The sequence below is a fragment of the Peribacillus sp. B-H-3 genome (assembly GCF_048572925.1).
GTDB lineage: Bacteria > Bacillota > Bacilli > Bacillales > DSM-1321 > Peribacillus.
The window spans coordinates 1,921,383-1,942,352 of the sequence record NZ_CP183879.1; the positions used below are offsets into that span (position 1 = coordinate 1,921,383).

A 20,970-nucleotide genomic window follows, 5' to 3' on the forward strand; every position below is an offset into this window, starting at 1 on the left:
ATAGAGAGGGCGTTTAACTATCCTATGTCTTTACCAATTCTCCCTACAATCAGCACCGCTTTTATCGTACTGAGTGCAATCATGATTGCGATCGGCTGGTACCTGATTAAGCAGCGCAACATTGAAGCGCATAAAAAAGCAATGGTCACTGGTGCTGTATTTGCGCTTATTTTCTTTTTGATTTATGCAACCCGCACAGTTTTCATCGGAAATACTGCCTTTGGCGGTCCGGATAATATTAAAGTATATTATACAATTTTTTTAATCTTCCATATTACCCTCGCGACCACTGGAGGAGTTTTTGGGATTGTGACCCTGACACTTGCATATAACAAGAAATTTGCTAAACACAGGAAAATTGGACCGGTTACCAGCATCATCTGGTTTTTTACAGCCATTACTGGAGTAGCTGTTTATCTGCTTTTATATGTTTTTTACAAAGGCGGAGATACAACATCTGTCATAAAAGCCATACTGGGCAATATGTAAACGCAGCTTAAAAAAAGCTTGGTCTTGTTGACCAGGCTTTTTTTGCTTTGCTTTCTAATGAAAAAACATGGATATTCTCCATGTTTTAGCCGAGCTATTATAGTCCGTTAAACTCATCCAGTTCAGCCTTTACCGCAGCAAGGGTTTTTTCACATTGCTTGATAAGTGAAGCGGGAAAGTGCTCTCCTTCTCCATACTCCAGGCCATGAGGGTAATAGTGCTTGCCTAACAAAGGAACCAATAGTTTAATAACAGCTTTTTGAGAGCCTACGTCTCCTTCAACAGAGTAGCCTTGGACACGAAGGTAAAAAACGCCTTCCTGTAATTCGAATTTCCGGTCATAATTCACTCTTTCATAATCCCATTGCTCAGCCCTCACTAAACCGTGGCTGTTCATTACATCATCTAGCCTATTTAACTCTGCTGTTAATTGATTAAAACCATAACTTTCAAATTTCACTTCATTTACCCTCCTAATAGTCGAAAATTATCAATTTCATACTGATAAATAATTTGCTAGGGGCTGGTGCTCTGAAGCCGAGGGAATCATAGTACTCAGGAAAATTTCCTTCGGCAGAAGTCTAAAATATGAAATTGAATTGATAGAATTGACAAAACAAATTACGGAATACTATATGAATAAAATATATAAATTCCCAAAAATGTTTTCAGTTACAGATTGTTCTATATTTTTATAATAGTATGAAATTAGCTAAGTTGCAATTAGTTCATCGTTTGTTATTGATGTTATTGAAAAAGCGGCAGGAGTTCCTTCATGAAATCTTAATATTCACCACGATGTTTATAAGTATGATTTATATTATTCATAAAAAAACAATGCTATAATAAAAAAAACCTTTTGTGTCAGGCAATTTGATGCTGAGTGGGTGAATGTGGCCTGTTATTGGAATTCCTTTATTTCCTAAGCCGTTCAGCAAAAATAAGCCTGCATTTTGAATGCGTTAATAAAAATCACCACTAAGCTTTTTTCTAGGACAACTATTACAGCATTTATTGCGGTGCTTCTTATATCCTCTAAGTTTGTAACCCTGATTCCATTAAGAGAAAGAGAGGAGGAGGAATCCTCTGCGTACACTTGCAAAAATTTTCATTTTAGTGATTTTGTTTTTTTTGATAGGCATATATCTCAATATTGGAAATGACAACGGGAAAAACCCCGTTCTATACGGAAAAAATGATGTGAATCCCAAAGAAGACAGTCAAACTATCAAGGAAAAAAATAAACATGAAGAAAGCGGGAGTTTAAAGCAGCCTCGTGAGGGAATTGCCTCAATTATAGGTAAGCCGGCATCCCATGCACTGAAAACATACGGCAAACCTACGAGGGTCGATCTTTCTGCGTTTGGGTATGAGTGGTGGATTTATAATAAGGAAAGAAAGCATTATTTTCAGCTGGCAGTGGAGAATGGTAAGGTCATATCTGCATATGGGCTCGGTAATAGGGTAAACGTGATGCCATTTAAAATCGGACAGCCGATAGATGAATTATATTCAAGCCTTTTTTTCGAGACTTCGGTTAATATTAATGAAAAAGGCAGTTCATACCGATTTGAACTATCGGAGGAAGATATGAATATGCGGCCTCTTGTTAAAATGGGAAACGTTTATGCTCAGCTTTATCTTGATAAGTTTACCGGTACGGTATCGAGCATCCGTTTTTTAAATGAAGATGCTTTGCTTAAAATCAGCCCTTATGAAATGACTTATCACGGTACACTCCTGAAAAATAAGGAACTCACTGATGAAGAGTGGAAAAAAGTCGAACTGGGAAATAAAAAACAAATTTTTGATATTACCAATGTCATGAGGGACCGTTTTAAGCTTTCAGAACTCAGATGGGATGAACAAATTGCAGAGGTTGCTTTTCTTCACAGCAATGATATGTCGATAGGCGATTATTTTTCACATACGTCTCCGACCAAGGGAGATTTAACAGAAAGGCTGCAAAAGGGTGATGTTACTTATCGGGCTGCTGGTGAAAACATCGCTGCCCATTATATAGATGCCATTGAAGCGATGGAGGGCTGGCTGAACAGCAAGGGGCACCGTGAAGCTCTCCTAAGCGGCGAGTTCACTGATATTGGCGTAGGAGTTTATCATAACTATTACACCCAGAATTTTATTGCTAAATAGTGATTAAGGAAGTCCCGGGCAGGATCCTGGGGCTCCTTTTTTTATCCTGTTTTTCTGAAAGCAAAGCCAGCTTGTGAGAGCCATATAAGAAAACGGTTAACACGCATGTTATCCAGGTATAATCAGGTAACATTCCGGGGAGTGGAGATGACCGCACTGGTTCAGGAAGATGCCTATCTTTTGCATTACGCCTGCAGCAGCCCATTAAAAAGAGGAGCTATGCCGCAAGCGTTATATTCCTTTAAACTGGTTCTGCAGCTATCATGAAAAAAGTGGCTGTGGAATGAGCGCATAATGTGCCGTTTTCCAGGTATACCTTTCCTTCAAGCACCATGGTTTTGGTTCCTTTGTGAATGAAGTCAGCTTTGCATATCAGGCTATTTCCATTTGCGGGATGGAGATAATGAATCTGTATCTCTGCTGTTACCGCGGATTTTCCTTCCGGAAGCACAGTGTTTGCTAGGGTGCCCATTGCAGTGTCTGCTAAAGTGGCAATCACTCCCCCGTGTACAATGCCAAGATTATTATGAATCAGGCTGGTGATGGGCATAGACATGGTTAAGCCGTTTTCTCCCAGCTCGCTGCTTAATTGCAGAAGCTTTGAGATGTACGTTCCATTTTGTGTTTTTCTTTCTTTAAGTCCCTTCAATAATAAGGACAAAACCCTTAGCTCTTCCTCGTTTGATGTTTTTGCGAGTTCCTGAAACTGCACTGATAATTGATCTGCCATGAATACCCCTCCATATCTTATACATTATTATATTTATTTGCATGCCGGCTTGTACAGCGAATGCACAATTTTTACATTTTTGCATACTCTGTAGATAGGCAAATGTCTTAAAGCGAGGTGAAAAAAATGGCCAATAAACGCCGTCCATCCGTAGAACAGTTCAGGCGATTTGTCCAAAATCATCCGAAGCTAAGAACGGAAGTAAGACAGGGCAAATATACCTGGCAGGCTTTGTTTGAAGAATGGTATTTATTAGGTGAAGGAAATGAGCAGTGGGAAAAATATCAAGAAGGAAATAATGTTAAAAAAGAAGCATCCAACGACGAGAAATCGGATTTGATGGGAAACTTGCTTAATGTTTTTAAAGGGATGGATATAACCCAGATCCAAAAATATATTTCAAATGCAAATCAGGCTCTTGGTGCAATCCAGGGGGTCATTTCTTCTTTTCAGGGAGAGCAAAGTAAATCAGAAGAACCAAAAAGAGAAAATGCACGTCCCAATCCGTTTCAATTTAGAAAGGATTAGAAAGAGGGTGATTCTTTGAGACAAGACATTTACAGCGTTATAGAAAAAAGCGAGGACTTAAAAAACTATCTCCGCCTGCAGCCGATTTGGTACAGAAAACTCATGAGGAATCCGCAGCTGCTTGCAAGCATGGAAACAGAAGCCACATATTTCTTTAAAAAATCCATTCCGCATCGCATTTCCAAATTTTCAGATGGAGTCCAAATTGCCTCGATGATGATGTCCATGTTTCAGGCTATGAATACACCTGGAAACAGCTAGCCTTTATGGAAAGGGCAGAGAATTTTCACAAATGATGTGTATTTTGCTTTTTTTTGCAGAGAATATTGCAAAGGAGGGTAAAAGAATGAAACCTATCAGATGCTCCATAATCATGCTGCTGATTTATGCAGCATGCAGCCATATTTCCCAGCCGCTTTTGCAAACCATCGGATTGTCACCAAACAGCCAAGCAGCTGCACAAGCAGGGATTACTGAAATTAATAGCGATGATTTTAAAATTCACTATTATCTAAAGGGAAGCAGCATTTACGCCGAAGTATATATGAAAAATTATAGCTTCAGTGCATCCGGAGAAAAAAAACAGGCTGAAGTTGCCGTTTATCTTGATGAAAAAAAGGTGAGAGATATGAAAACTGCTGCTTTTATCATTAAAGATATTCCTTCCGGAAAACATAAAATAAAGATGGAAGTAGTGGATATGGCACACATGGCAACAGGGTTATCAAAGGAGTTTTTTGTACATATTCATTCTAGCATTTAATCAAAGGAATGGTATAACTTTGCCAATAATGTTAAGATAGTGGTGGAGGTGAGCTAGTTTATGCTTGCTACTATTGAAAGAGCGGACATTTTGCAAAGCGCCGATGAATTGGCGCAAATGGTTATACAATCAGAGCTAGGGGAAAATTATTTTCAAAGCTTATATAATATGCGTAATGACAGTGAAGCGCAGCGGAAAATCAGGGAATTTTCTTCTCTTAAAGATTTGTATGAAGAGGTGCAGAGATTCGGGAAATATCATCCTGAATATAAACGGGTGAATCTTGAAATCAGGCACTCTAAGCGTGATATGGATCTTCATCCAACCATTGCAGAATTCAAAAGAGCTGAAACAGAGCTGCAGGGGATACTGGATGAAATGAGCCTTAAAATAGGCCAAGCCGTTTCGTTTAACATTAAGGTTCCTTCAGGAAATCCTTTTTTTGAATCACAGTCAAGCTGCGGCGGGGGCTGCGGTTCGGGAGGAAGCTGTTCCTGCTCGGCCTAGCATGAAAGAGCCTGGAAACAGGCTTTTTTTGTGCCATAATATGATGAATCAGTTAGCCGTCATTTCTGTACAAGATGCAATCATCACATAAATTTCCGCAGCAAAACATTTTCTGCTGAGGAACGTAAAACCGGTGCCTGAAGACACTTAGGCCCGTTTCCTTGCGCACGAAGATCGTGATACTGTGGAGCCGTTTGCCCCGCATGGACTTGGCAGATGCTTTCTTTATCAGGTGTGAAAGCGAATCGGAAGAAAACGAATCTTCTGAATGTTGGATATATAAAAATGGCAGCCCTGCAATCTTCTTGTGCCACACTTTATGGACGCCTTCTTCCTTAGCGAGATAGTGTATAAAAGAATTCCATATCTGCTCCAGTTCCATTGATCAACATCCTTTCTTACCCATATTTTTTCCGAATCTTCTGTACGGATAAACTTTTCTAGTTGAAAGAAAAGTTTGCGCTGTGCTACACTTAATGAAAACCTTGAATAAGGGAGTCAGTATATTATGTTTGGAGCGAGACAAGGTATTATCGTGTATTTACATACATTAAAACAAGCAAAGATGCTCAGGAAATTCGGAAATATCCATTTTGTATCAAAAAAACTTAAATATGTGGTGATTTATACAAATATGGATGATGTAGAAGCCTTAGCAGAAAAGCTGAAGTCTTATTCCTTCGTAAAAAAAGTTGATCTGTCCTATAAACCATTTTTGAAATTGGAATATGAAAATTCAAAACCAGATAAAGCGAAGGAATATGATTATAAGATGGGTATTTAAAGAAAGCTGACTCTTTTATGCGAGTCAGCTTTTTTATTATGCATGTTCCCTGAATATGCAGCGTGAATGGCCTTCTAAGACAGGGCTGTTCAAACCGTATGCGCCCGAGAGGTTTCAGCTCATTGGAGGCAAATATTTATTCATTCGTAATATCCCTATTAAATGCTGAAAATATAGCTCTTTTTCACTATACAAATTTGATGGCTTAACTTCCAGTTCAATAATGGATTTGCCGAGTTCCTTTGCTAATTCCTCAAATAGTCCATACCGTTTATTAGGCTTTTGGCGGGGGCTCGGAATCCCCTCCCTGCATATGTATAATGGCTGAAAATTCCCGGGCTGTGCCGGATGCAGCACAATAACCGGGGATATTACCTGTTTGCCTTCCATTTCTGTATGCAGAGCAAGCAAGCGCAGGATACGGTGCTGATTTGACCTGCCTATTTCTATAAGTTCGTATATATCTGAATATCCTGTTCCAAGCTCAATAAAACGCTGTATCAATTGCATCTCTCCTATTAAAACATACTCTCTTTTACTTTATCATGTTCATACGCGAATTAGAAGGCATGATGGTTCAAAGATCCTTTGCCGGACAGTTCCAAAAGCTCTTTTCTTAAAAATTGTTATTTTTTAATGAGTTCTATGAGGCGATCCCATTGTGGAACCAACCGCCCATATCCATAGCAGCAAAGTTTACAAAAACAGCCAATAAAAAAACCTGCAGAAATTACTGCAGGTCCTTCTATATCCTTTATAAAAGGAAAGAAGGCAAAGGGAGAGGAGAAACCGGAGGAAGAGCTTATGGGGAAACGTAAGTCTTCTCCGCGGTTGGCAACAACACCTGAAACAGTGATGTTGTTACAATACATTATGGCCGATTATTCCTTTTTTATTCAAAAACAAAGAATTTTTCCAGAGGGATGTCTTGTCATGCTGCTGATGGCATTTACAGGTAGTAAAGCCTGCAATACTAAACATCATATTCAAAAGTCAGTTTATATATTGAAAGTTAGTGAAAACTAATGCAGGATCGACTGGCTGGCAGTTCATGCTTTAAAATGTATTGGCTCACATATTCGAATATGATAGGATAGGTAGTGGTAGAAATTTGTCAAAAAATGTGGTGAGAATATGAGGGTCGTTTCCGGAAGTTGTAAAGGAAGGCCATTAAAAGCAGTACCAGGTACTAGTACCCGTCCAACAACAGATAAAGTGAAAGAATCGATATTTAATATGATTGGCCCGTATTTCGACGGCGGACTATCCTTGGATTTATTTGCAGGCAGCGGCGGACTGGGGATCGAGTCTTTAAGCAGGGGAATCGATAAGACAATATTTATCGACCGGGAATATAAGGCTCTGCAGACGGTCAAAGCCAATTTGCAAGCATGCAGTTTTACTGAAAAAGCAGAAGTATATAAAAATGATGCAGAGAGGGCCATCAAGGCATTGATGAAAAGAGAGCTTTCCTTTAAGCTCATTTTACTGGATCCTCCATATAAAAAACAAAGGCTGTTAGATCTGCTGGAGTCCATATATGCTGGGAATTTGCTTAGTTATGATGGTTTTATAGTCTGTGAGCATGGCAGCGATGTAGTGCTGCCGGAAAAAGTCAGCGGTTTCATAAAATGGAAAAAAGAAATTTATGGAATGATTGCTGTATCCATATACCGCTTTGAAAATGGGGAAGGCGGACAGGGGGACTCAAACAATGTCTAAAATTGCAGTATGTCCAGGTAGTTTTGATCCGATTACATTCGGCCATCTAGATATTATCCAAAGAAGCGCTAAAGTTTTTGAAGAGGTATATGTGGTCGTACTGAATAACTCAGCAAAGAACTCTCTTTTTTCGATTGAGGACCGGCTGGCGCTTATCCAAAAAGCAACGGAGCATATTCCGAATGTTAAAGTGGATTCATTTCAGGGGCTCCTGGTTGATTATGCAAAAAGTATAAAAGCGGATGCTATAATCAGGGGGCTGAGAGCCATTTCGGATTTCGAATACGAAATGCAGGGTACATCAATGAACAGATTGCTGAATGAAAAGATTGAAACATTTTTCATAATGACAAATAATCAGTATTCCTTCCTTAGCTCAAGCATTGTAAAAGAAGTTGCCAAATATGGGGGGGACATTTCAGAATTGGTTCCGGCCATTGTGAAAGATGCCCTTCATGAAAAATTTAATTCTGCACAAAAAAAATAGGATGCCACTGCATCCTATTTTTTGTGCCAGTATCCATCATAAGTACTCCGCGCTATTTCTTCTGCTGATTCATCTTAGCAGATGATATGAAAATATACAGAATTAAACAGAGGATGGTAAAAAGAGGCCCCCACTGTACCACGATGTGATAGATGGAAATGGTGAATCCGCCATCATTGATTCCGAATACGGGATGAGCATTGGTAGGTTTGCTCATATAGCTTAAGCGTTCGTAAACCGGTTTCCAGACAAGAAAAGTAATAAAGGCCGCTATAAATCCCTGAAGGATCCTTCCTGCAAAAAATGGAAAAAAACGGATATCTGTCTCTGCAAGGATACTGGCCACCTGTGCTTGTACACTGAAGCCGCTGAATGCCAATATAAAGCTTGTTATGACTGCCTGCTGCATTAACGAAGCATTTGCCGCCCCGCTTGTCATTTGAGAACCAAGGGTGATTTCAAACAAACCTGCAATATACGGAGTGCTCAATGTTTCAGGAAACCCGATAAAAGATAATAAAAATTCTACTCCTTTTGCCAGTAAATCCGTGATATTCATATGATAAAGCAATTTGTTGATCACAGAAAACAAAATGATAAATCCGCCAATTAAAAGCAGGCTATGAATGGACGAAATCACGGCATCGCCAAGAAGTTTGCCAAGCGGTCTCTTTTCCTGGAGCCTGGTAATATGCATTTGCCTTAACGCATGTTTAATGGAAATAGATTTATATTTTACAGTTTTTTTTGGCACATCCTCTTTACCATAAAAACGCATAATAAGTCCTACACAAATATTGCTGACATAATGGGATATAGCCAGGATGATTCCGAGATTGGAATTATGAAAAAATCCTACAGACACGGCACCAAATATAAAAAGAGGATTTGAGGAGTTAGTAAAGGATACTAATCTTTCTGCCTCTATTCTGCTGATCTGGTTTTCCTGGCGCATCCTTGCTGTGAATCTGGCGCCAGAGGGAAATCCTGAAGCCATTCCCATTGCCAATACAAATCCTCCTATCCCAGGAACTCTGAATAAAGGTCTCATCATCGGCTCGAGCAGAACGCCAATAAATTTAACTACGCCAAAACCAATGAGCATTTCTGAAATAATAAAAAAAGGAAGCAAGGAGGGAAAAACTATTTCCCACCACATATTCAATCCCCTGATGGAAGCTTCAAAGGATTCTTGCGGAAAGGTGATGAGTGCCCCTGCAATTGTTGTAATGAAAGCAGCTAATGTAAGAGATTTGATCTTTGACTTAAACAAAACTTCTTAGCCTCCTCCAGAAGGGAATATGCATGAAAACATAAATTGGATGGTATGTCTTATGGATGGCCCATGCCTTTTATAATTGTTCAAAAATTGCACGGATGCAAAAATAATCTTGGCCCTGTCCTACACAATATGCACATAGAATTCATTTTAAGACCATAACTTTAAAGGAATGATATGAACGTGAATCAAAGGAGGGACGGCCTTGAGAGAGCCCAAAATCGGCCTTGCGCTTGGCTCTGGAGGAGCGAGGGGCTTCGCTCATGCAGGGGTCATTAAAATTCTGGAAGAAGAGGGCATACCTGTCCATGTGATAGCAGGAAGCAGCATGGGGGCTCTTGTTGGGGCATTTTACGGGGCAGGTCCTGATATTGAAAGGCTGTATCAGCTTGCGAAGACCTTTAAGCGGAAGTATTATCTGGATTTTACAATTCCCAAGATGGGCTTTATTTCCGGCAAGCGGATCAAGGAGTTTATCAGGATGTTTACATACGGGAAAAATCTCGAAGACACCGAAATACCTGTATCAGTTGTGGCCACAGATATTAAGACAGGAGAAAAGGTTATATTTGATAAGGGGCCGATTGCTGAAGCTGTCAGGGCGAGTATTTCGATTCCGGGAATCTTTGTTCCGGAAAAAATTGGTGACAGGCTGCTGGTGGACGGAGGGGTGGCAGACCGGGTTCCGGTTTCGGTAGCAAAAAGCATGGGAGCTGACATTGTTATAGGTGTTGATGTGTCGCATTTTAAGCAGGAGGCGGAAATAGCATCCATTTATGATGTAATCATGCAAAGCCTTGATATTATGCAGCGTGAGCTCGCGGAAAACAGAAAAGTGGCATCTGATGTCATGATCCGGCCGGATGCCGGAAAATACAATTCAAAATCATTTACAAATATTCTTGAAATAATTACTATTGGAGAAGAAGAAGCAAAAAAACATGTAAAAGAAATTAAGAAATGCATTGAAACTTGGAAGGAGTCTGCTATAAATGAGCCGTAAAGTTTTTTTTCGCTCTTTCCTGGCTGCTATTATCATTCTTTGTGCATCCGCGTTTTATTACCTGCCTTACTATGTAACTAAACCTGGAATGGCAAAAGAGTTAGAGCCGATTGTGAAAGTTCAGGGTGGAGATGAAGCAAAAGGAAGCTTCATGCTGACAACTGTAAGAATGGGAAGAGCCAATATTTATTCGTATATTATTGCGAAAATGAGCAAGTATCAGGAGTTGTATCCTGAAAGGGCCATTCGGGACGAAAGCCAAACGGATGAGGAATACAATGTCACACAGCTGCACATGATGGATGGTTCAAAAAATAGCGCAATCAAGGTAGCCTATGAAAAGGCGCATAAGCCAATTTCCTTTAAGTATTTAGGGGTATATGTGCTTGAGGCAGTAAAGGGCATGCCTGCTTATGGCAAATTGCATGCAGGGGATCAAATTGTACAAGTTGATAACCTGAAGTTTCATTCATCAAAAGAATTCATGGATTATGTAGGGAAAAAGAAAGCAGGCGACAAAATCACCCTTGTATATGAAAGAGGGAACTCCGAAAAAACAGCAGTGCTGCCTCTGAAAACCTTTAAAGAAGATCCGAAAAGGGCTGGAATAGGAATTGCATTGGATGATGATAAGAAACCGGAAACCACTCCAGCTGTTTCCATAAATACCGATCAAATCGGCGGGCCATCAGCAGGGCTGATGTTTACTTTGGAAATTTATAATCAGCTGACGAAAGGCGACCTTACAAAAGGCTATCAAATAGCCGGAACAGGCACAATGTCAGAGGACGGGTCAGTGGGTCCGATAGGCGGGATTCAGCAAAAAATCGTAGCGGCAGATGAAACCGGTGCACAGATTTTCTTTGCTCCTAATGAAAAAGGAAGGCTCCACTCAAATTACCGGGATGCTTTAGCGGCTGCGAAGGATATCAAAACAAAAATGAAAATTGTGCCAGTTGACTCTTTCGATGACGCATTAAACTATTTGGAGAAACTAAAAGCGAAGAAATCCTGATATCGTTCCTTTCCGGAAATTTAAAAAGCTTAAACAATCTGCCTTGCAGAATGTTTAAGCTTTTTTAGTGCGTTTATTCACGGCAGCATGACTGGAGCTTCATATTCTCTTTTTATAAGGATGCTTTGAGCGGATGGTTTAAGCCCCATTGCATATATATTGGAGGCTTTTATATCTGGAAGTATATTCTTGTCATCATATGACGAGAGTTTTGAAATTAAAGGAAGAGGCAGGGATTTTTTAACTTCGCTTAAATAGTTTCTTCCCCTGGCTGTCATGCCAAGCAGCCGTAAATATTGAGGCGTTTGCCCGTCTTCGAGCCGGTATTGCCTCGGAGTTCCTGCAAGCACATGAATGAGAATCCTTTGAATCCTTGTCCATGTATAGCGCTTTGTTTTCATGCGGCCCATAAATTCCTGGAAGTTAGAGGACGATAATGCTGCATCTTTCATCCTATGCTCTATGCCTTCTTCCACTTCATAAATTTCTGCCAATTGAGAAGGAGAGGAAGACACAATTTTATATTTCAGGAGCGGCCAGTAATGTTCCCAGGTGTGAAAGGAATGATAAGTCTTCATGTAAGTTTCTAGAATTGCTTTCGTTGAGAGGGGGATGTAATCCCTAATTCCTGAAAGGTCCTGGCAGTTTTCCGACAAAGCCTTCCTTATGCCGGTTGCACTCGCAATATGGCCTGAGATAAGCTCGGTTTCATGGTAATCCGCTCCAATCCGCTGAATGGTAACAGGCTTTATGGAAAAACCATTTGAAAGGGCAGCTTTGACATATTCATAACCAAGGATATTATTCGGCTTCGTCAAATCGAGATACTGTCCGCCCTTTGAAAGCGTACTGAAAACAAGTGAAGCTGCCTTTGGATAACTGTTTCCCTCTTTTATGAATTTTTTTAGTGAATCATCAAAAAGAACCTGATTTTCTTTCAAAAAATGATATGCCTGAAGGAATGGCTCTATTTTCCCTTCCTCACTTCCGAAACAAAAAGTCTCGCATTTCAAAGCTTCCAATATGCTGATAGACCCTCTTGCGAAGATTTCAGCACTATGCGGAGCAAAAGCAAAAGGAAGCTCTATAACCAGATCAGCACCTCCTGATAAAGCCATTTCCGCCCTTGCCCACTTTGAAACCAAAGAAGGTTCCCCCCGCTGCAAAAACGGCCCGCTCATGACAGCTGCAACAATATCAGCGCCTGATTTCTTCCTGCTCTGAGCGATATGAAATGCATGCCCATTATGGAAAGGATTGTGCTCTACAACTACACCAACAGCCCTCATAACTTTCACCTCACCTGAATTAATTTGTATTTTTTCAACTTCATGCTAAAATAGTACTTGGCCCAAAGAAAAACGGATCGGCTGATCAGCCTGTGAAGCAAATAGGGCAGGGCCTGAAATGGCGCACTATGCCATAAAGGACTGGCGTCTTTTGCGCCGGAAATGCCGCAAAATGCATGAATGGCTTAAAGTTAAAATGGTTATAATGACTACATTATAGTGTAAAGAAAAAATATTGACAAACGGTAGAATGACAGCTATAATTACCTTTGTTGCCTTGAGGTGATTCATTTGAAATGGACAATTAGTCAACTTCAAAAATATCGGGATAAAAATTTTCAGATTGATGAATATGCGGACGTTACTGGAATCATGGAGAGGGATCCGCAGGTTCGCGGAGTTTCTCCGATAAAAGTAACAGGAAGAGCTGACCTCAGTTCGGGGAGAGTTACTTTCCATTTGCATCTTTCTGGAGAATTAATATTGCCTTGCTCCCGTACACTGGTAGATGTAAAATATCCGATTGATATTGATACAATTGAAACCTTTTTGTTTAACGCACACGGTGAAACCTTCGAAGGTGAAGAAGTAACTGTTGTGGAGGGTGACGTTGTAGATCTAATACCGGTAATAACAGAAAATGTATTGCTCGAAATTCCCATGCAGGTTTTTTGTGAGGATGTCAATTCAGAAGAAGCTGCTCCCCAGTCAGGAAAAGATTGGGCTGTCGTTTCGGAAGAAGAAAGCAAACAAAAGCTAGATCCAAGATTAGCAAAGCTTGCCAACTTTTTTGACAGCAATAAGGAATCGTAATGGAATCAGGAAGACGGAATTCGTTTTGTCTTCATAGTCTTTTCACTTATTTTTAAGGAGGTGGGAATAATGGCTGTACCTGCTAGAAGAACGTCCAAGACTGTTAAAAGACAGCGCCGTACACACTTCAAGCTTCAAGTTCCAGGTATGGTAGCATGCCCAAACTGCGGTGAAATGAAACTTTCACACCGTGTATGTAAGGAATGCGGTACCTACAAAGGAAAAGAAGTTGTGAATAACTAATTTTACAGCTGCATAAAGATAGCATCCGCTTTTCTTTATGTACCAAAGCCTTAATTGGCTCAAAGCACAGAGACATGCTCTCTGTGCTTTTTTACATACCGGTTATTACGTTCAATTAATAGTCAGGAGGATGGAAATGGAAGAAGCGGTCAGGATTGAAAAAAATGAAGGCGGTTGCATGAAGATAACTATTAATCGGCCAGACAAGAGAAATGCCGTCAATACAGCGGTTATGGAAGGCTTTGAATTGGCGCTCGAAGAAGCTCGGGCGGATGAAACGGTAAAAGCTGTGATATTAACAGGCAGCGGGGAAAAATCCTTCTGTTCAGGAGGAGACATTAAGGAATTCAGTGTGCTTCACACTGAATCAGAAGCTTTGGGCATGCTTGCGAGAATGGGGGAGATTGTATACAAGCTGGCGGTTTTACCGAAACCGACCATAGCCTTTTTAAATGGAAATGCTTTTGGAGGCGGCTGTGAACTTGCAGCAGCATGTGATTTCAGATATGCAAAAAAGGGAGTTTCGTTTGGCTTTATTCAGGGAACTCTTGGCATAACCACGGGATGGGGCGGTGCATCCCTATTGCTGGAGAAGATTCCTCCTCAGGCAGCTATGGAGTTATTAATGACATCTGGGATTTTTTCATGTGAACAAGGAAATGAACTTGGTTTTATCGATTATATCGTCAGCAGCCTTCAAGATGCTGACGATATGATTGAGCCTATCTTGGAAAGAGAACTCAATGTGCTGAAATCTTATAAAAAAATGCTAGTCAGCAGGATGCAGCAGAACGGGCTTAAAGAAAGAATGAAGGAGGAAATCAATAATTGTGCCGTGCTTTGGGAAGCAGATGCACATCACATAGCGGTAGAGAGCTTTCTTAATAAAAAAAATAATTCATGAACCATCTAGCTTTCTCTTCTATCTTTTCTAGCAGGAGCATATGTATGAAATAAAAACCTGCTATGGAGGGGAAGAAATGTCAATTGCCAGACAAGATGCGTGGACCCAGGATGAAGATTTATTGTTAGCAGAGGTAGTGCTGAGACATATACGCGAGAGCAGCACACAGCTTAAGGCGTTTGAAGAAGTGGGAGTGCTGTTATCCAGGACAGCGGCAGCCTGCGGGTTCCGGTGGAATTCTTTTGTTAGAAAACAATACAAATCGGGCATTGAGCTGGCAAAAAAACAGCGTAAAGAAAATAAGGTTATAGCCAAGGAGACGGAAATACTCCTTTGTGGAGAAGATGCAGCGATTTCCATTGCCCCTGAAGAAAGCCTTTCATTTGGATCTCCCTATCCTTCGGGGAAGTAATGAAATACCTTACAAGATTAGAAGAAGTTTACAAGCTCCATAGCAAGGAAAAGGAACAATATACTTTGGAAAATGAAAAACTGGGAAAACAGATTGAAGCCTTGGCGGAGGAAAATAGGATCCTTAAGGAAAAGATGGAGTCCGTTGAAGAAGATTATCACGCCCTGCTGTCTATCATGGAAAGAGCCAGGAAGCTAATTGTTCTAGAGGAAGATAAAAAGATTCCGAAGGTTAAATTCCAGATGGATAAAAACGGTAATCTTGAGAGAGTCAACAAGTAAGATTATACAATATAAGCTGTAATTTGCTGTATCAATATTCTATTATCGCATTAATTTCATTTAAGATAATAAAAGAAAGCGTGTACAGTAACGCTTTCTTTTATTTTTCCTGCAGTCATTCAGCGGCGCCGTTTGGATGCCAGAGCAAAGGATTTTCTCCCAGGTCTCTTTCCATATCATATTCTGCGTGTTTAAAATTCATTTTGTTCCAGAAATTTTCTGATTTTACGCGAGGGCTGGTTTTAATAGGCAGTCCAAAACTTTTTGCATATTCAACCAAAGCATTTCCGTAGCCTTTTTTCTGGTATTCAGGAAGCACTTCAAGCTTCCAAAGCTCTAGATAATCCTGCTTAGGCTCAAAATAACGGTCAAATTTCGCTTTTCTTTCATATAAACTCATACGCGCTACCAATTTGTCTCCGAAGTAGATCCCGTAAAAAGGAGATTGACTGTTGTTTTCAATGATGTTGTCCTCCAGATCCCCCAGCATGGACAGCTCCTGCAAACCGTATTCTTTAAACTTTTTAAATTCCTCTAATGTTTTATAATTGACCAGCAGACGTTCTATTTTATATTCCATGCAATGATCCCCCTTATAGCACAATGGATGTGTCTTCCTTTAACGCGAAGCCGGGCATTTTCCTCGGCAGCTTAAGCGCTTACTTATACACCGCAGAATTCATAAGACATACCTTTTAAAGACACTTTATTCACTTATTATAGTATATTTCTTCAAATAATTCTTTAAAAAAGGAAAGAGCCTTGCTTATGGCGTATTTAACTATATAGCAAAAATTTCGCTGAAATTTTTTGTTGTAGCGGATACTTTGATATTATTAATGTAAAAAATCAGGAATAAGGCAGGTAATTATGAAAATAGGGATTATTGGCGGCGGTGCAGTCGGACTGCTTTTTGCTGCTTATTTGAATGACGACCACGAAATCACCATATATACACGCACGCAGGAACAGGCGGAACTGATAAACAGGGAAGGGCTGCTGCTTGTTTCGCAAAACAGGCGTACCGTGAAAAAAATGTCTGCAAGCAGGATGAGCGAACAAGTAAAACGTGAAGAAATGCTTATTGTTGCTGTAAAACAATATCAATTAAAAGACATACTTTCATCAATAGGGGACATTGTTATACCCCTGCTGTTTCTGCAAAATGGATATGCTCATATTGATTTGCTGAAAAACCTGTCATCAGACTCTATATTTGTAGGAGCTGTAGAGCACGGAGCATTCAAACAAAGCGGAAATTCCGTCGAACATACAGGAATGGGAAAAACCCGCATTGCCGCTTTTTCCGGAGACCTTGCTCTGCTTCCTTTTTCATATCATAAAAACAATGATTTTCCTTTTGTCTTGGAAGAAGACTACCGTGAAATGCTGATAGAGAAGCTTGCCGCAAATTGCGTAATTAATCCATTGACTGGCATTCTTGGTGTAAAAAACGGAGCGCTGATAGAAAATCCATATTATTATCAAGTATTTAAAGCTCTGTTCCATGAAATCTCTAAGGTACTGGAGCTGAAGGAGCCGCAAAGTCATTTTGAGCGTATAACGCAAATTTGCCGAAATACTTCGGAGAATACTTCTTCAATGTTAAGCGACCTGGAAAACGGGCGTAGTACTGAAATTGACTCGATCTTAGGATATGCAGTAGCCGAGGCAAAGGCTAATAAGAAGGAAATTCCACTGGCAGCGGCTCTCTTGCATATGATAAAAGGAAAGGAAGCCGGGGAGGGCCTTATATGATATCAATTATTTCTGCAGTGGCAGCAGCACTTATAACGGTTCCTTTCGTCGGATATATAGCTGCGTTTGTGTTTGCTAAACAAGTGACTAAAAACCATCGGCGTTCTGTGCATCTGGCCATGGATGTCAGTACGTTTTTATTTATTGTGTCTGTTCACTTTCTTATTATAGCAATCTGGCATAAATCGTTTTTTCTGATTTTGCTTCTGTTCATGCTTGGAATTGCCCTCCTTGTTACGGTTATCCACTATAAAGCGAAGGGAGAAATTATCTTCAGTAAAGTACTCAAAGGGTTTTGGAGAGTGAATTTCGCCTTTTTCTTTTTCTGTTATATTATTTTGACTGTAATCGGAATTTTATATCGCGTATCATGGACGCTTGCGTCATGAAAGTTGCAAGGGCTGCATTCACATTTAGTGCAGAGCGCCTAATATATTGCGATAATAAATGGATTTATTGGGCAAGTTTTTTTGTTTTCCCGAGTCAGGATGATATACTCTAAAAAGAATTGCAGTAGCAGAGAAAGGGAGAACAAAAATGGAGATGAAAGATCTCGCTTTACCATCTTTAAATCGTTTTGCTTCAGATTACCTGGAGGGGAATTTGACGCTTGAGGATTACTTTCATTATAGCGTTTCAAGCAAGGGCTCTTTTAGTCGCAGATATAATGAGCTTATGAATCGCTCTTTTTGCAGGATGGAACTGGCGACTTACATACAGCAATATATGGCGCGCTTTCCGCTGAGCGATAAAGCCGCACGTAATATAGAAGATCTTAAGAATGAAACTTCCGTAGTGGTTGTCGGCGGGCAGCAGGCTGGACTTCTGTCAGGTCCGCTTTATACAATTCATAAAGTGATATCCATCATAAAGCTTGCCGCAGAACAGGAAAAGGAGATCAATGCGCGTGTTATTCCTTTATTCTGGATTGCGGGGGAAGACCATGACCTTGCTGAAGTGAACCATGTATATACACTGAAAAATCAAAAGCCTGAAAAGAAAACGTATCCGCTATATCATCCCTTTAAATCTGCAGTAACGGATGTTGAGCTGGATTTAGATACAGCTTATGCCTGGATGGAGGAAATCGTCGAAACATATGGCGAAACGGATTTTACAAATAAATTGCTTGCCGATATGAAGGGTATTCTGCAACAGTCAAATACTTTTGCTGATTTTTTTGCAGCTTTAATTCATGAGTGGTTTTCGGAATATGGATTATTAATGATAGATGCTGGTGACCCTTCATTGCGGAAAATTGAGTCGGAGTATTTTGGGCAAATCATAACAAACACCAGGAACATAACAGAAGCAGTTCTGTCGCAGCAGTCTTTTATGCAGGAGCAGGGGTATAACCGGGCGATTGAAATGGATGCAAGCGCGGCAAACCTGTTTTATTACGACAGGGACAAGAAGGAAAGAACACTGCTGGAATTTGATGGAGACACTTTTTATGGTAAAAACGGCGAGGTATCCTTCAGTTATGGCGAACTTTTATCGATAGCGGAAAATGAGCCTGAGAAATTAAGCAATAATGTAGTGACTAGGCCACTCATGCAGGAAATGCTTCTTCCGGTGCTGGCATTTATTTCAGGACCTGGAGAAATTGCTTACTGGGCAGAGCTGAAGCGTGTTTTTGATTTATTCTCCATGAAAATGCCTTTGATCATGCCGCGCTTGAATATTACCATCCTTGAAAGAGGCATTTGGACTGATATGAAAGATACCGGCCTGGACTTGGAAACGGTCCTGACGGAGGGTGCAGAAGCATCCATGGCCGCCTTTCTTGAGTCCGTAAAAGATGATGAAGCTTGGCTTCAGTATAAATTAACGAAAAAACAGCTTGCAGAAAACCATCATCTTCTTTCTGAAAAAGCCATAGAAATCGATAGAGGTCTTGCTCCTTTGCTGGAGAAGAACCGCCTTTATCTGGAGAGGCAGCTGGATTTCATTTATGGGAAAATCGTTGACAGTACCAGAAGAAATCATTCTGTAAGTGTAAATAAATATCAGCGGATAACCAATTCGCTATTTCCACTTGGCTCTCCGCAGGAAAGAATCTGGAACATCTTTTATTACTTAAATAAATACGGACCTGACTTCATTAAAGAAATCATGGAGCTGCCGTATGAATTCAATAATCAGCATAAAGTCATTTTTATATAAGTTAGTCAGACAGGCCATGTGCCTGTCTTTTTGTGTGCCTGAAAAACGGAATTTAAGGTGCAGTTACTGTAAATTTATACATGTACTGGAACAGTCATCCTCAGGAAAAAGCAATTGCAAAAGCAGGAATTACTTTCCCTTTTAACGAAAGTAAAAACAAGTGGTGAAAAGTGGGGGATTGTGGTACATTGATATAAGAAAGTGGGGGCAGTGGCATGTTCATGGGCGAATACCATCATAACATTGATACGAAGGGACGAATCATCGTTCCGGTTAAGTTCAGAGAAAGCCTCGGTGAAGAGTTTGTTTTAACACGGGGACTTGATCAATGTTTATTTGGCTATCCAATGGACGAATGGAAACTGCTTGAAGAAAAATTGAAAGCTTTGCCTCTTACTAAAAAAGATGCCCGCGCTTTTACCCGTTTTTTCTTTTCAGGAGCTACGGAATGCGAATTGGATAAACAGGGGCGCATTAATATTCCCGCACCGCTTACTACTTACGGTCAATTAGAAAAAGAGTGTGTAATTCTCGGAGTTTCCAATCGAATTGAGATTTGGAGCAAGTCTCTTTGGGAAGACTATTTTACAACTTCAGAAGACTCTTTCGCTGAAATAGCAGAAAACATGATAGGTTTTGATATCTGATTCTGTACAGGGAAGAGCAGCTTCAATTATCGGTTGGAAGGATGTATAAAATGTTTCAGCATAAAACAGTACTGCTTAAGGAAACTGTGGACGGTTTAGATATTAAGCCTGACGGTGTGTATGTAGATTGTACACTCGGAGGTGCAGGACACAGTGAATACCTGTTATCGCAGCTATCAGCAAATGGAAAGCTATATGCATTTGACCAGGATATTACAGCAATAAATCATGCTGCTGAAAAACTGGCCGGCTACGGAGACAGAGTGACCCTTATTCAAAGCAATTTTGAACATATCAGTGAAGAGCTAAACAGCCGGGGAGTACATAAAGTTGATGGAATCCTCTATGATTTAGGTGTTTCCTCTCCGCAGCTCGATACGCCAGAGAGGGGCTTTAGCTATCATCATGATGCCCCGCTTGACATGAGGATGGATCAGAACTCAGACATCTCTGCTTACCGGGTTGTTAATGAATGGTCATTTCAGGATTTGACAAGGATTTTCTTTCAATATGGAGAAGAAAAATTTTCTAAGCAGATAGCAAGAAAAATCGAAGCTGCCAGGGAAAAGAAGCCTATTGAAACGACCTTTGAACTAGTAGAACTTATTAAAGATGGAATACCGGCACCAGCCAGAAGAAAGGGCGGACATCCTGCCAAAAGGATTTTTCAGGCTATCAGAATTGCTGTAAATGATGAACTTGGCGTTTTTGAGAATTCACTTAAGCAATCGATAGAGCTTTTGAATCCCGGGGGAAGGATATCGGTCATCACCTTCCATTCACTTGAGGACCGGATCTGTAAGACTGTATTTAAAAGCGCAAGCGATTTGCCGGAGCTTCCGCACGGCTTGCCGGTCATACCTGAGGAGTTCAAGCCTCCATTGAAATTAATTACCAGAAAACCCCTGCTTCCGTCTGAGGAGGAACTTGAGGGAAATAACCGGTCACGATCGGCGAAATTAAGGATAGCTGAAAAACTATAAAATAAATATATTC

27 protein-coding genes and 1 pseudogene are annotated in these 20,970 nt (G+C 40.4%); 21 read left to right on the plus strand and 7 right to left on the minus strand.

Annotated elements, in window-relative coordinates; translation table 11 throughout:
• Positions 1–24: 24 nt before the first annotated feature.
• Positions 25–489 (plus strand): DUF420 domain-containing protein, encoded by a 465-nt coding sequence (locus tag ACN6MY_RS09515; RefSeq protein WP_419883730.1) that lies wholly within the window; start codon positions 25–27, stop codon positions 487–489.
• Positions 490–586: 97 nt separating this feature from the next.
• Here the strand turns inward: ACN6MY_RS09515 and ACN6MY_RS09520 are convergent, their stop codons facing one another.
• The gene (locus ACN6MY_RS09520) at positions 587–949 is read right to left on the minus strand and encodes a YugN family protein (RefSeq protein ID WP_419883731.1); all 363 of its coding nucleotides are present in this window, start codon (positions 947–949) and stop codon (positions 587–589) included.
• 740 nt (positions 950–1,689) lie between these two features.
• On the opposite strand from ACN6MY_RS09520, the gene ACN6MY_RS09525 reads away from it, so the two are divergent.
• Complete coding sequence (locus tag ACN6MY_RS09525; RefSeq protein WP_419883732.1) at positions 1,690–2,643, plus strand: CAP domain-containing protein; 954 nt, start codon at positions 1,690–1,692, stop codon at positions 2,641–2,643.
• 241 nt (positions 2,644–2,884) lie between these two features.
• Here the strand turns inward: ACN6MY_RS09525 and ACN6MY_RS09530 are convergent, their stop codons facing one another.
• Positions 2,885–3,373, minus strand: a complete 489-nt coding sequence (locus tag ACN6MY_RS09530) for a PaaI family thioesterase (RefSeq protein ID WP_419883733.1) — start codon at positions 3,371–3,373, stop codon at positions 2,885–2,887.
• A gap of 126 nt (positions 3,374–3,499) precedes the next feature.
• Between ACN6MY_RS09530 and ylbD the strand changes: the two genes are divergently transcribed.
• The 4 genes from ylbD (at position 3,500) to ACN6MY_RS09550 (ending at position 5,171) form a co-directional block, all read left to right on the plus strand.
• A complete protein-coding gene (gene ylbD, locus ACN6MY_RS09535) occupies positions 3,500–3,901 on the plus strand; it encodes a spore coat protein YlbD (RefSeq protein WP_419883734.1) in 402 nt (133 codons plus the stop codon).
• Positions 3,902–3,916: 15 nt separating this feature from the next.
• A complete protein-coding gene (locus ACN6MY_RS09540) occupies positions 3,917–4,162 on the plus strand; it encodes a YlbE-like family protein (RefSeq protein ID WP_071349390.1) in 246 nt (81 codons plus the stop codon).
• Positions 4,163–4,247: 85 nt separating this feature from the next.
• Positions 4,248–4,664 carry a hypothetical protein gene (locus ACN6MY_RS09545; RefSeq protein ID WP_419883735.1) on the plus strand — a complete coding sequence of 139 codons (417 nt, stop codon included), beginning with the start codon at positions 4,248–4,250 and terminating at the stop codon, positions 4,662–4,664.
• A gap of 60 nt (positions 4,665–4,724) precedes the next feature.
• Entirely contained in the window at positions 4,725–5,171 is a 447-nt protein-coding gene (locus ACN6MY_RS09550) for a YlbF family regulator (RefSeq protein ID WP_419883736.1), read from the plus strand.
• Between the two features lie 52 nt (positions 5,172–5,223).
• Here the strand turns inward: ACN6MY_RS09550 and ACN6MY_RS09555 are convergent, their stop codons facing one another.
• A complete protein-coding gene (locus ACN6MY_RS09555) occupies positions 5,224–5,553 on the minus strand; it encodes a hypothetical protein (RefSeq protein ID WP_419883737.1) in 330 nt (109 codons plus the stop codon).
• A 126-nt stretch (positions 5,554–5,679) separates the two neighbouring features.
• Between ACN6MY_RS09555 and ACN6MY_RS09560 the strand changes: the two genes are divergently transcribed.
• Positions 5,680–5,955 carry a YlbG family protein gene (locus ACN6MY_RS09560; RefSeq protein WP_071349394.1) on the plus strand — a complete coding sequence of 92 codons (276 nt, stop codon included), beginning with the start codon at positions 5,680–5,682 and terminating at the stop codon, positions 5,953–5,955.
• 114 nt (positions 5,956–6,069) lie between these two features.
• Here ACN6MY_RS09560 and ACN6MY_RS09565 read toward each other — a convergent pair whose 3' ends face one another.
• Positions 6,070–6,459 carry a DUF7147 family protein gene (locus ACN6MY_RS09565; protein ID WP_419883738.1) on the minus strand — a complete coding sequence of 130 codons (390 nt, stop codon included), beginning with the start codon at positions 6,457–6,459 and terminating at the stop codon, positions 6,070–6,072.
• Positions 6,460–6,759: 300 nt separating this feature from the next.
• On the opposite strand from ACN6MY_RS09565, the gene ACN6MY_RS09570 reads away from it, so the two are divergent.
• From ACN6MY_RS09570 to coaD, 3 genes are all read left to right on the plus strand, one after another.
• Entirely contained in the window at positions 6,760–6,981 is a 222-nt protein-coding gene (locus ACN6MY_RS09570; RefSeq protein WP_419883739.1) for a hypothetical protein, read from the plus strand.
• A gap of 108 nt (positions 6,982–7,089) precedes the next feature.
• Complete coding sequence (gene rsmD / locus ACN6MY_RS09575; RefSeq protein WP_419883740.1) at positions 7,090–7,677, plus strand: 16S rRNA (guanine(966)-N(2))-methyltransferase RsmD; 588 nt, start codon at positions 7,090–7,092, stop codon at positions 7,675–7,677.
• Positions 7,670–8,164, plus strand: a complete 495-nt coding sequence (gene coaD, locus ACN6MY_RS09580; protein ID WP_090988010.1) for a pantetheine-phosphate adenylyltransferase — start codon at positions 7,670–7,672, stop codon at positions 8,162–8,164. The genes rsmD and coaD overlap by 8 nt, the downstream gene beginning before the upstream one ends.
• 52 nt (positions 8,165–8,216) lie before the next feature.
• Here the strand turns inward: coaD and ylbJ are convergent, their stop codons facing one another.
• A complete protein-coding gene (ylbJ, locus tag ACN6MY_RS09585; protein ID WP_419883741.1) occupies positions 8,217–9,437 on the minus strand; it encodes a sporulation integral membrane protein YlbJ in 1,221 nt (406 codons plus the stop codon).
• Between the two features lie 211 nt (positions 9,438–9,648).
• On the opposite strand from ylbJ, the gene ACN6MY_RS09590 reads away from it, so the two are divergent.
• Together ACN6MY_RS09590 and ACN6MY_RS09595 are read left to right on the plus strand one after the other, a co-directional pair.
• On the plus strand, positions 9,649–10,446 hold the full coding sequence (locus ACN6MY_RS09590; RefSeq protein ID WP_419883742.1) for a patatin-like phospholipase family protein: 798 nt from the start codon (positions 9,649–9,651) through the stop codon (positions 10,444–10,446).
• Positions 10,436–11,461 carry a SepM family pheromone-processing serine protease gene (locus ACN6MY_RS09595; protein WP_419883743.1) on the plus strand — a complete coding sequence of 342 codons (1,026 nt, stop codon included), beginning with the start codon at positions 10,436–10,438 and terminating at the stop codon, positions 11,459–11,461. Before ACN6MY_RS09590 ends, ACN6MY_RS09595 begins: the two co-directional genes overlap by 11 nt.
• Before the next feature lie 77 nt (positions 11,462–11,538).
• Here ACN6MY_RS09595 and ACN6MY_RS09600 read toward each other — a convergent pair whose 3' ends face one another.
• A complete protein-coding gene (locus ACN6MY_RS09600; RefSeq protein ID WP_419883744.1) occupies positions 11,539–12,750 on the minus strand; it encodes a nucleotidyltransferase in 1,212 nt (403 codons plus the stop codon).
• 291 nt (positions 12,751–13,041) lie between these two features.
• Between ACN6MY_RS09600 and ACN6MY_RS09605 the strand changes: the two genes are divergently transcribed.
• The 4 genes and pseudogenes from ACN6MY_RS09605 (at position 13,042) to ACN6MY_RS09620 (ending at position 15,403) form a co-directional block, all read left to right on the plus strand.
• Positions 13,042–13,563: a YceD family protein gene (locus ACN6MY_RS09605; RefSeq protein ID WP_419883745.1), complete on the plus strand. Its 522-nt coding sequence runs from the start codon at positions 13,042–13,044 to the stop codon at positions 13,561–13,563.
• A gap of 69 nt (positions 13,564–13,632) precedes the next feature.
• On the plus strand, positions 13,633–13,806 hold the full coding sequence (rpmF, locus tag ACN6MY_RS09610; protein ID WP_071349404.1) for a 50S ribosomal protein L32: 174 nt from the start codon (positions 13,633–13,635) through the stop codon (positions 13,804–13,806).
• A 136-nt stretch (positions 13,807–13,942) separates the two neighbouring features.
• Positions 13,943–14,710, plus strand: a complete 768-nt coding sequence (locus ACN6MY_RS09615; protein ID WP_419883746.1) for an enoyl-CoA hydratase/isomerase family protein — start codon at positions 13,943–13,945, stop codon at positions 14,708–14,710.
• A 76-nt stretch (positions 14,711–14,786) separates the two neighbouring features.
• Positions 14,787–15,403 (plus strand): annotated as a pseudogene (locus ACN6MY_RS09620) (RsfA family transcriptional regulator).
• A 115-nt stretch (positions 15,404–15,518) separates the two neighbouring features.
• On the opposite strand, the gene ACN6MY_RS09625 reads toward ACN6MY_RS09620, so the two are convergent.
• Positions 15,519–15,983, minus strand: a complete 465-nt coding sequence (locus ACN6MY_RS09625) for an N-acetyltransferase (RefSeq protein ID WP_419883747.1) — start codon at positions 15,981–15,983, stop codon at positions 15,519–15,521.
• 290 nt (positions 15,984–16,273) lie between these two features.
• Between ACN6MY_RS09625 and ACN6MY_RS09630 the strand changes: the two genes are divergently transcribed.
• The 5 genes from ACN6MY_RS09630 to rsmH all read left to right on the plus strand — a co-directional run bounded on the left by ACN6MY_RS09630 (position 16,274) and on the right by rsmH (position 20,957).
• On the plus strand, positions 16,274–17,161 hold the full coding sequence (locus ACN6MY_RS09630) for a 2-dehydropantoate 2-reductase (RefSeq protein WP_419883748.1): 888 nt from the start codon (positions 16,274–16,276) through the stop codon (positions 17,159–17,161).
• A complete protein-coding gene (locus ACN6MY_RS09635) occupies positions 17,158–17,550 on the plus strand; it encodes a DUF3397 domain-containing protein (protein ID WP_419883749.1) in 393 nt (130 codons plus the stop codon). Before ACN6MY_RS09630 ends, ACN6MY_RS09635 begins: the two co-directional genes overlap by 4 nt.
• Positions 17,551–17,698: 148 nt before the next feature.
• Positions 17,699–19,327, plus strand: coding sequence for a bacillithiol biosynthesis cysteine-adding enzyme BshC (bshC, locus tag ACN6MY_RS09640; protein WP_419883750.1), 1,629 nt, complete (start codon positions 17,699–17,701; stop codon positions 19,325–19,327).
• Between the two features lie 215 nt (positions 19,328–19,542).
• Positions 19,543–19,974 carry a division/cell wall cluster transcriptional repressor MraZ gene (mraZ, locus tag ACN6MY_RS09645; protein WP_419883751.1) on the plus strand — a complete coding sequence of 144 codons (432 nt, stop codon included), beginning with the start codon at positions 19,543–19,545 and terminating at the stop codon, positions 19,972–19,974.
• 50 nt (positions 19,975–20,024) lie between these two features.
• Entirely contained in the window at positions 20,025–20,957 is a 933-nt protein-coding gene (gene rsmH / locus ACN6MY_RS09650) for a 16S rRNA (cytosine(1402)-N(4))-methyltransferase RsmH (RefSeq protein ID WP_419883752.1), read from the plus strand.
• The last annotated feature ends 13 nt before the right edge of the window (positions 20,958–20,970 follow it).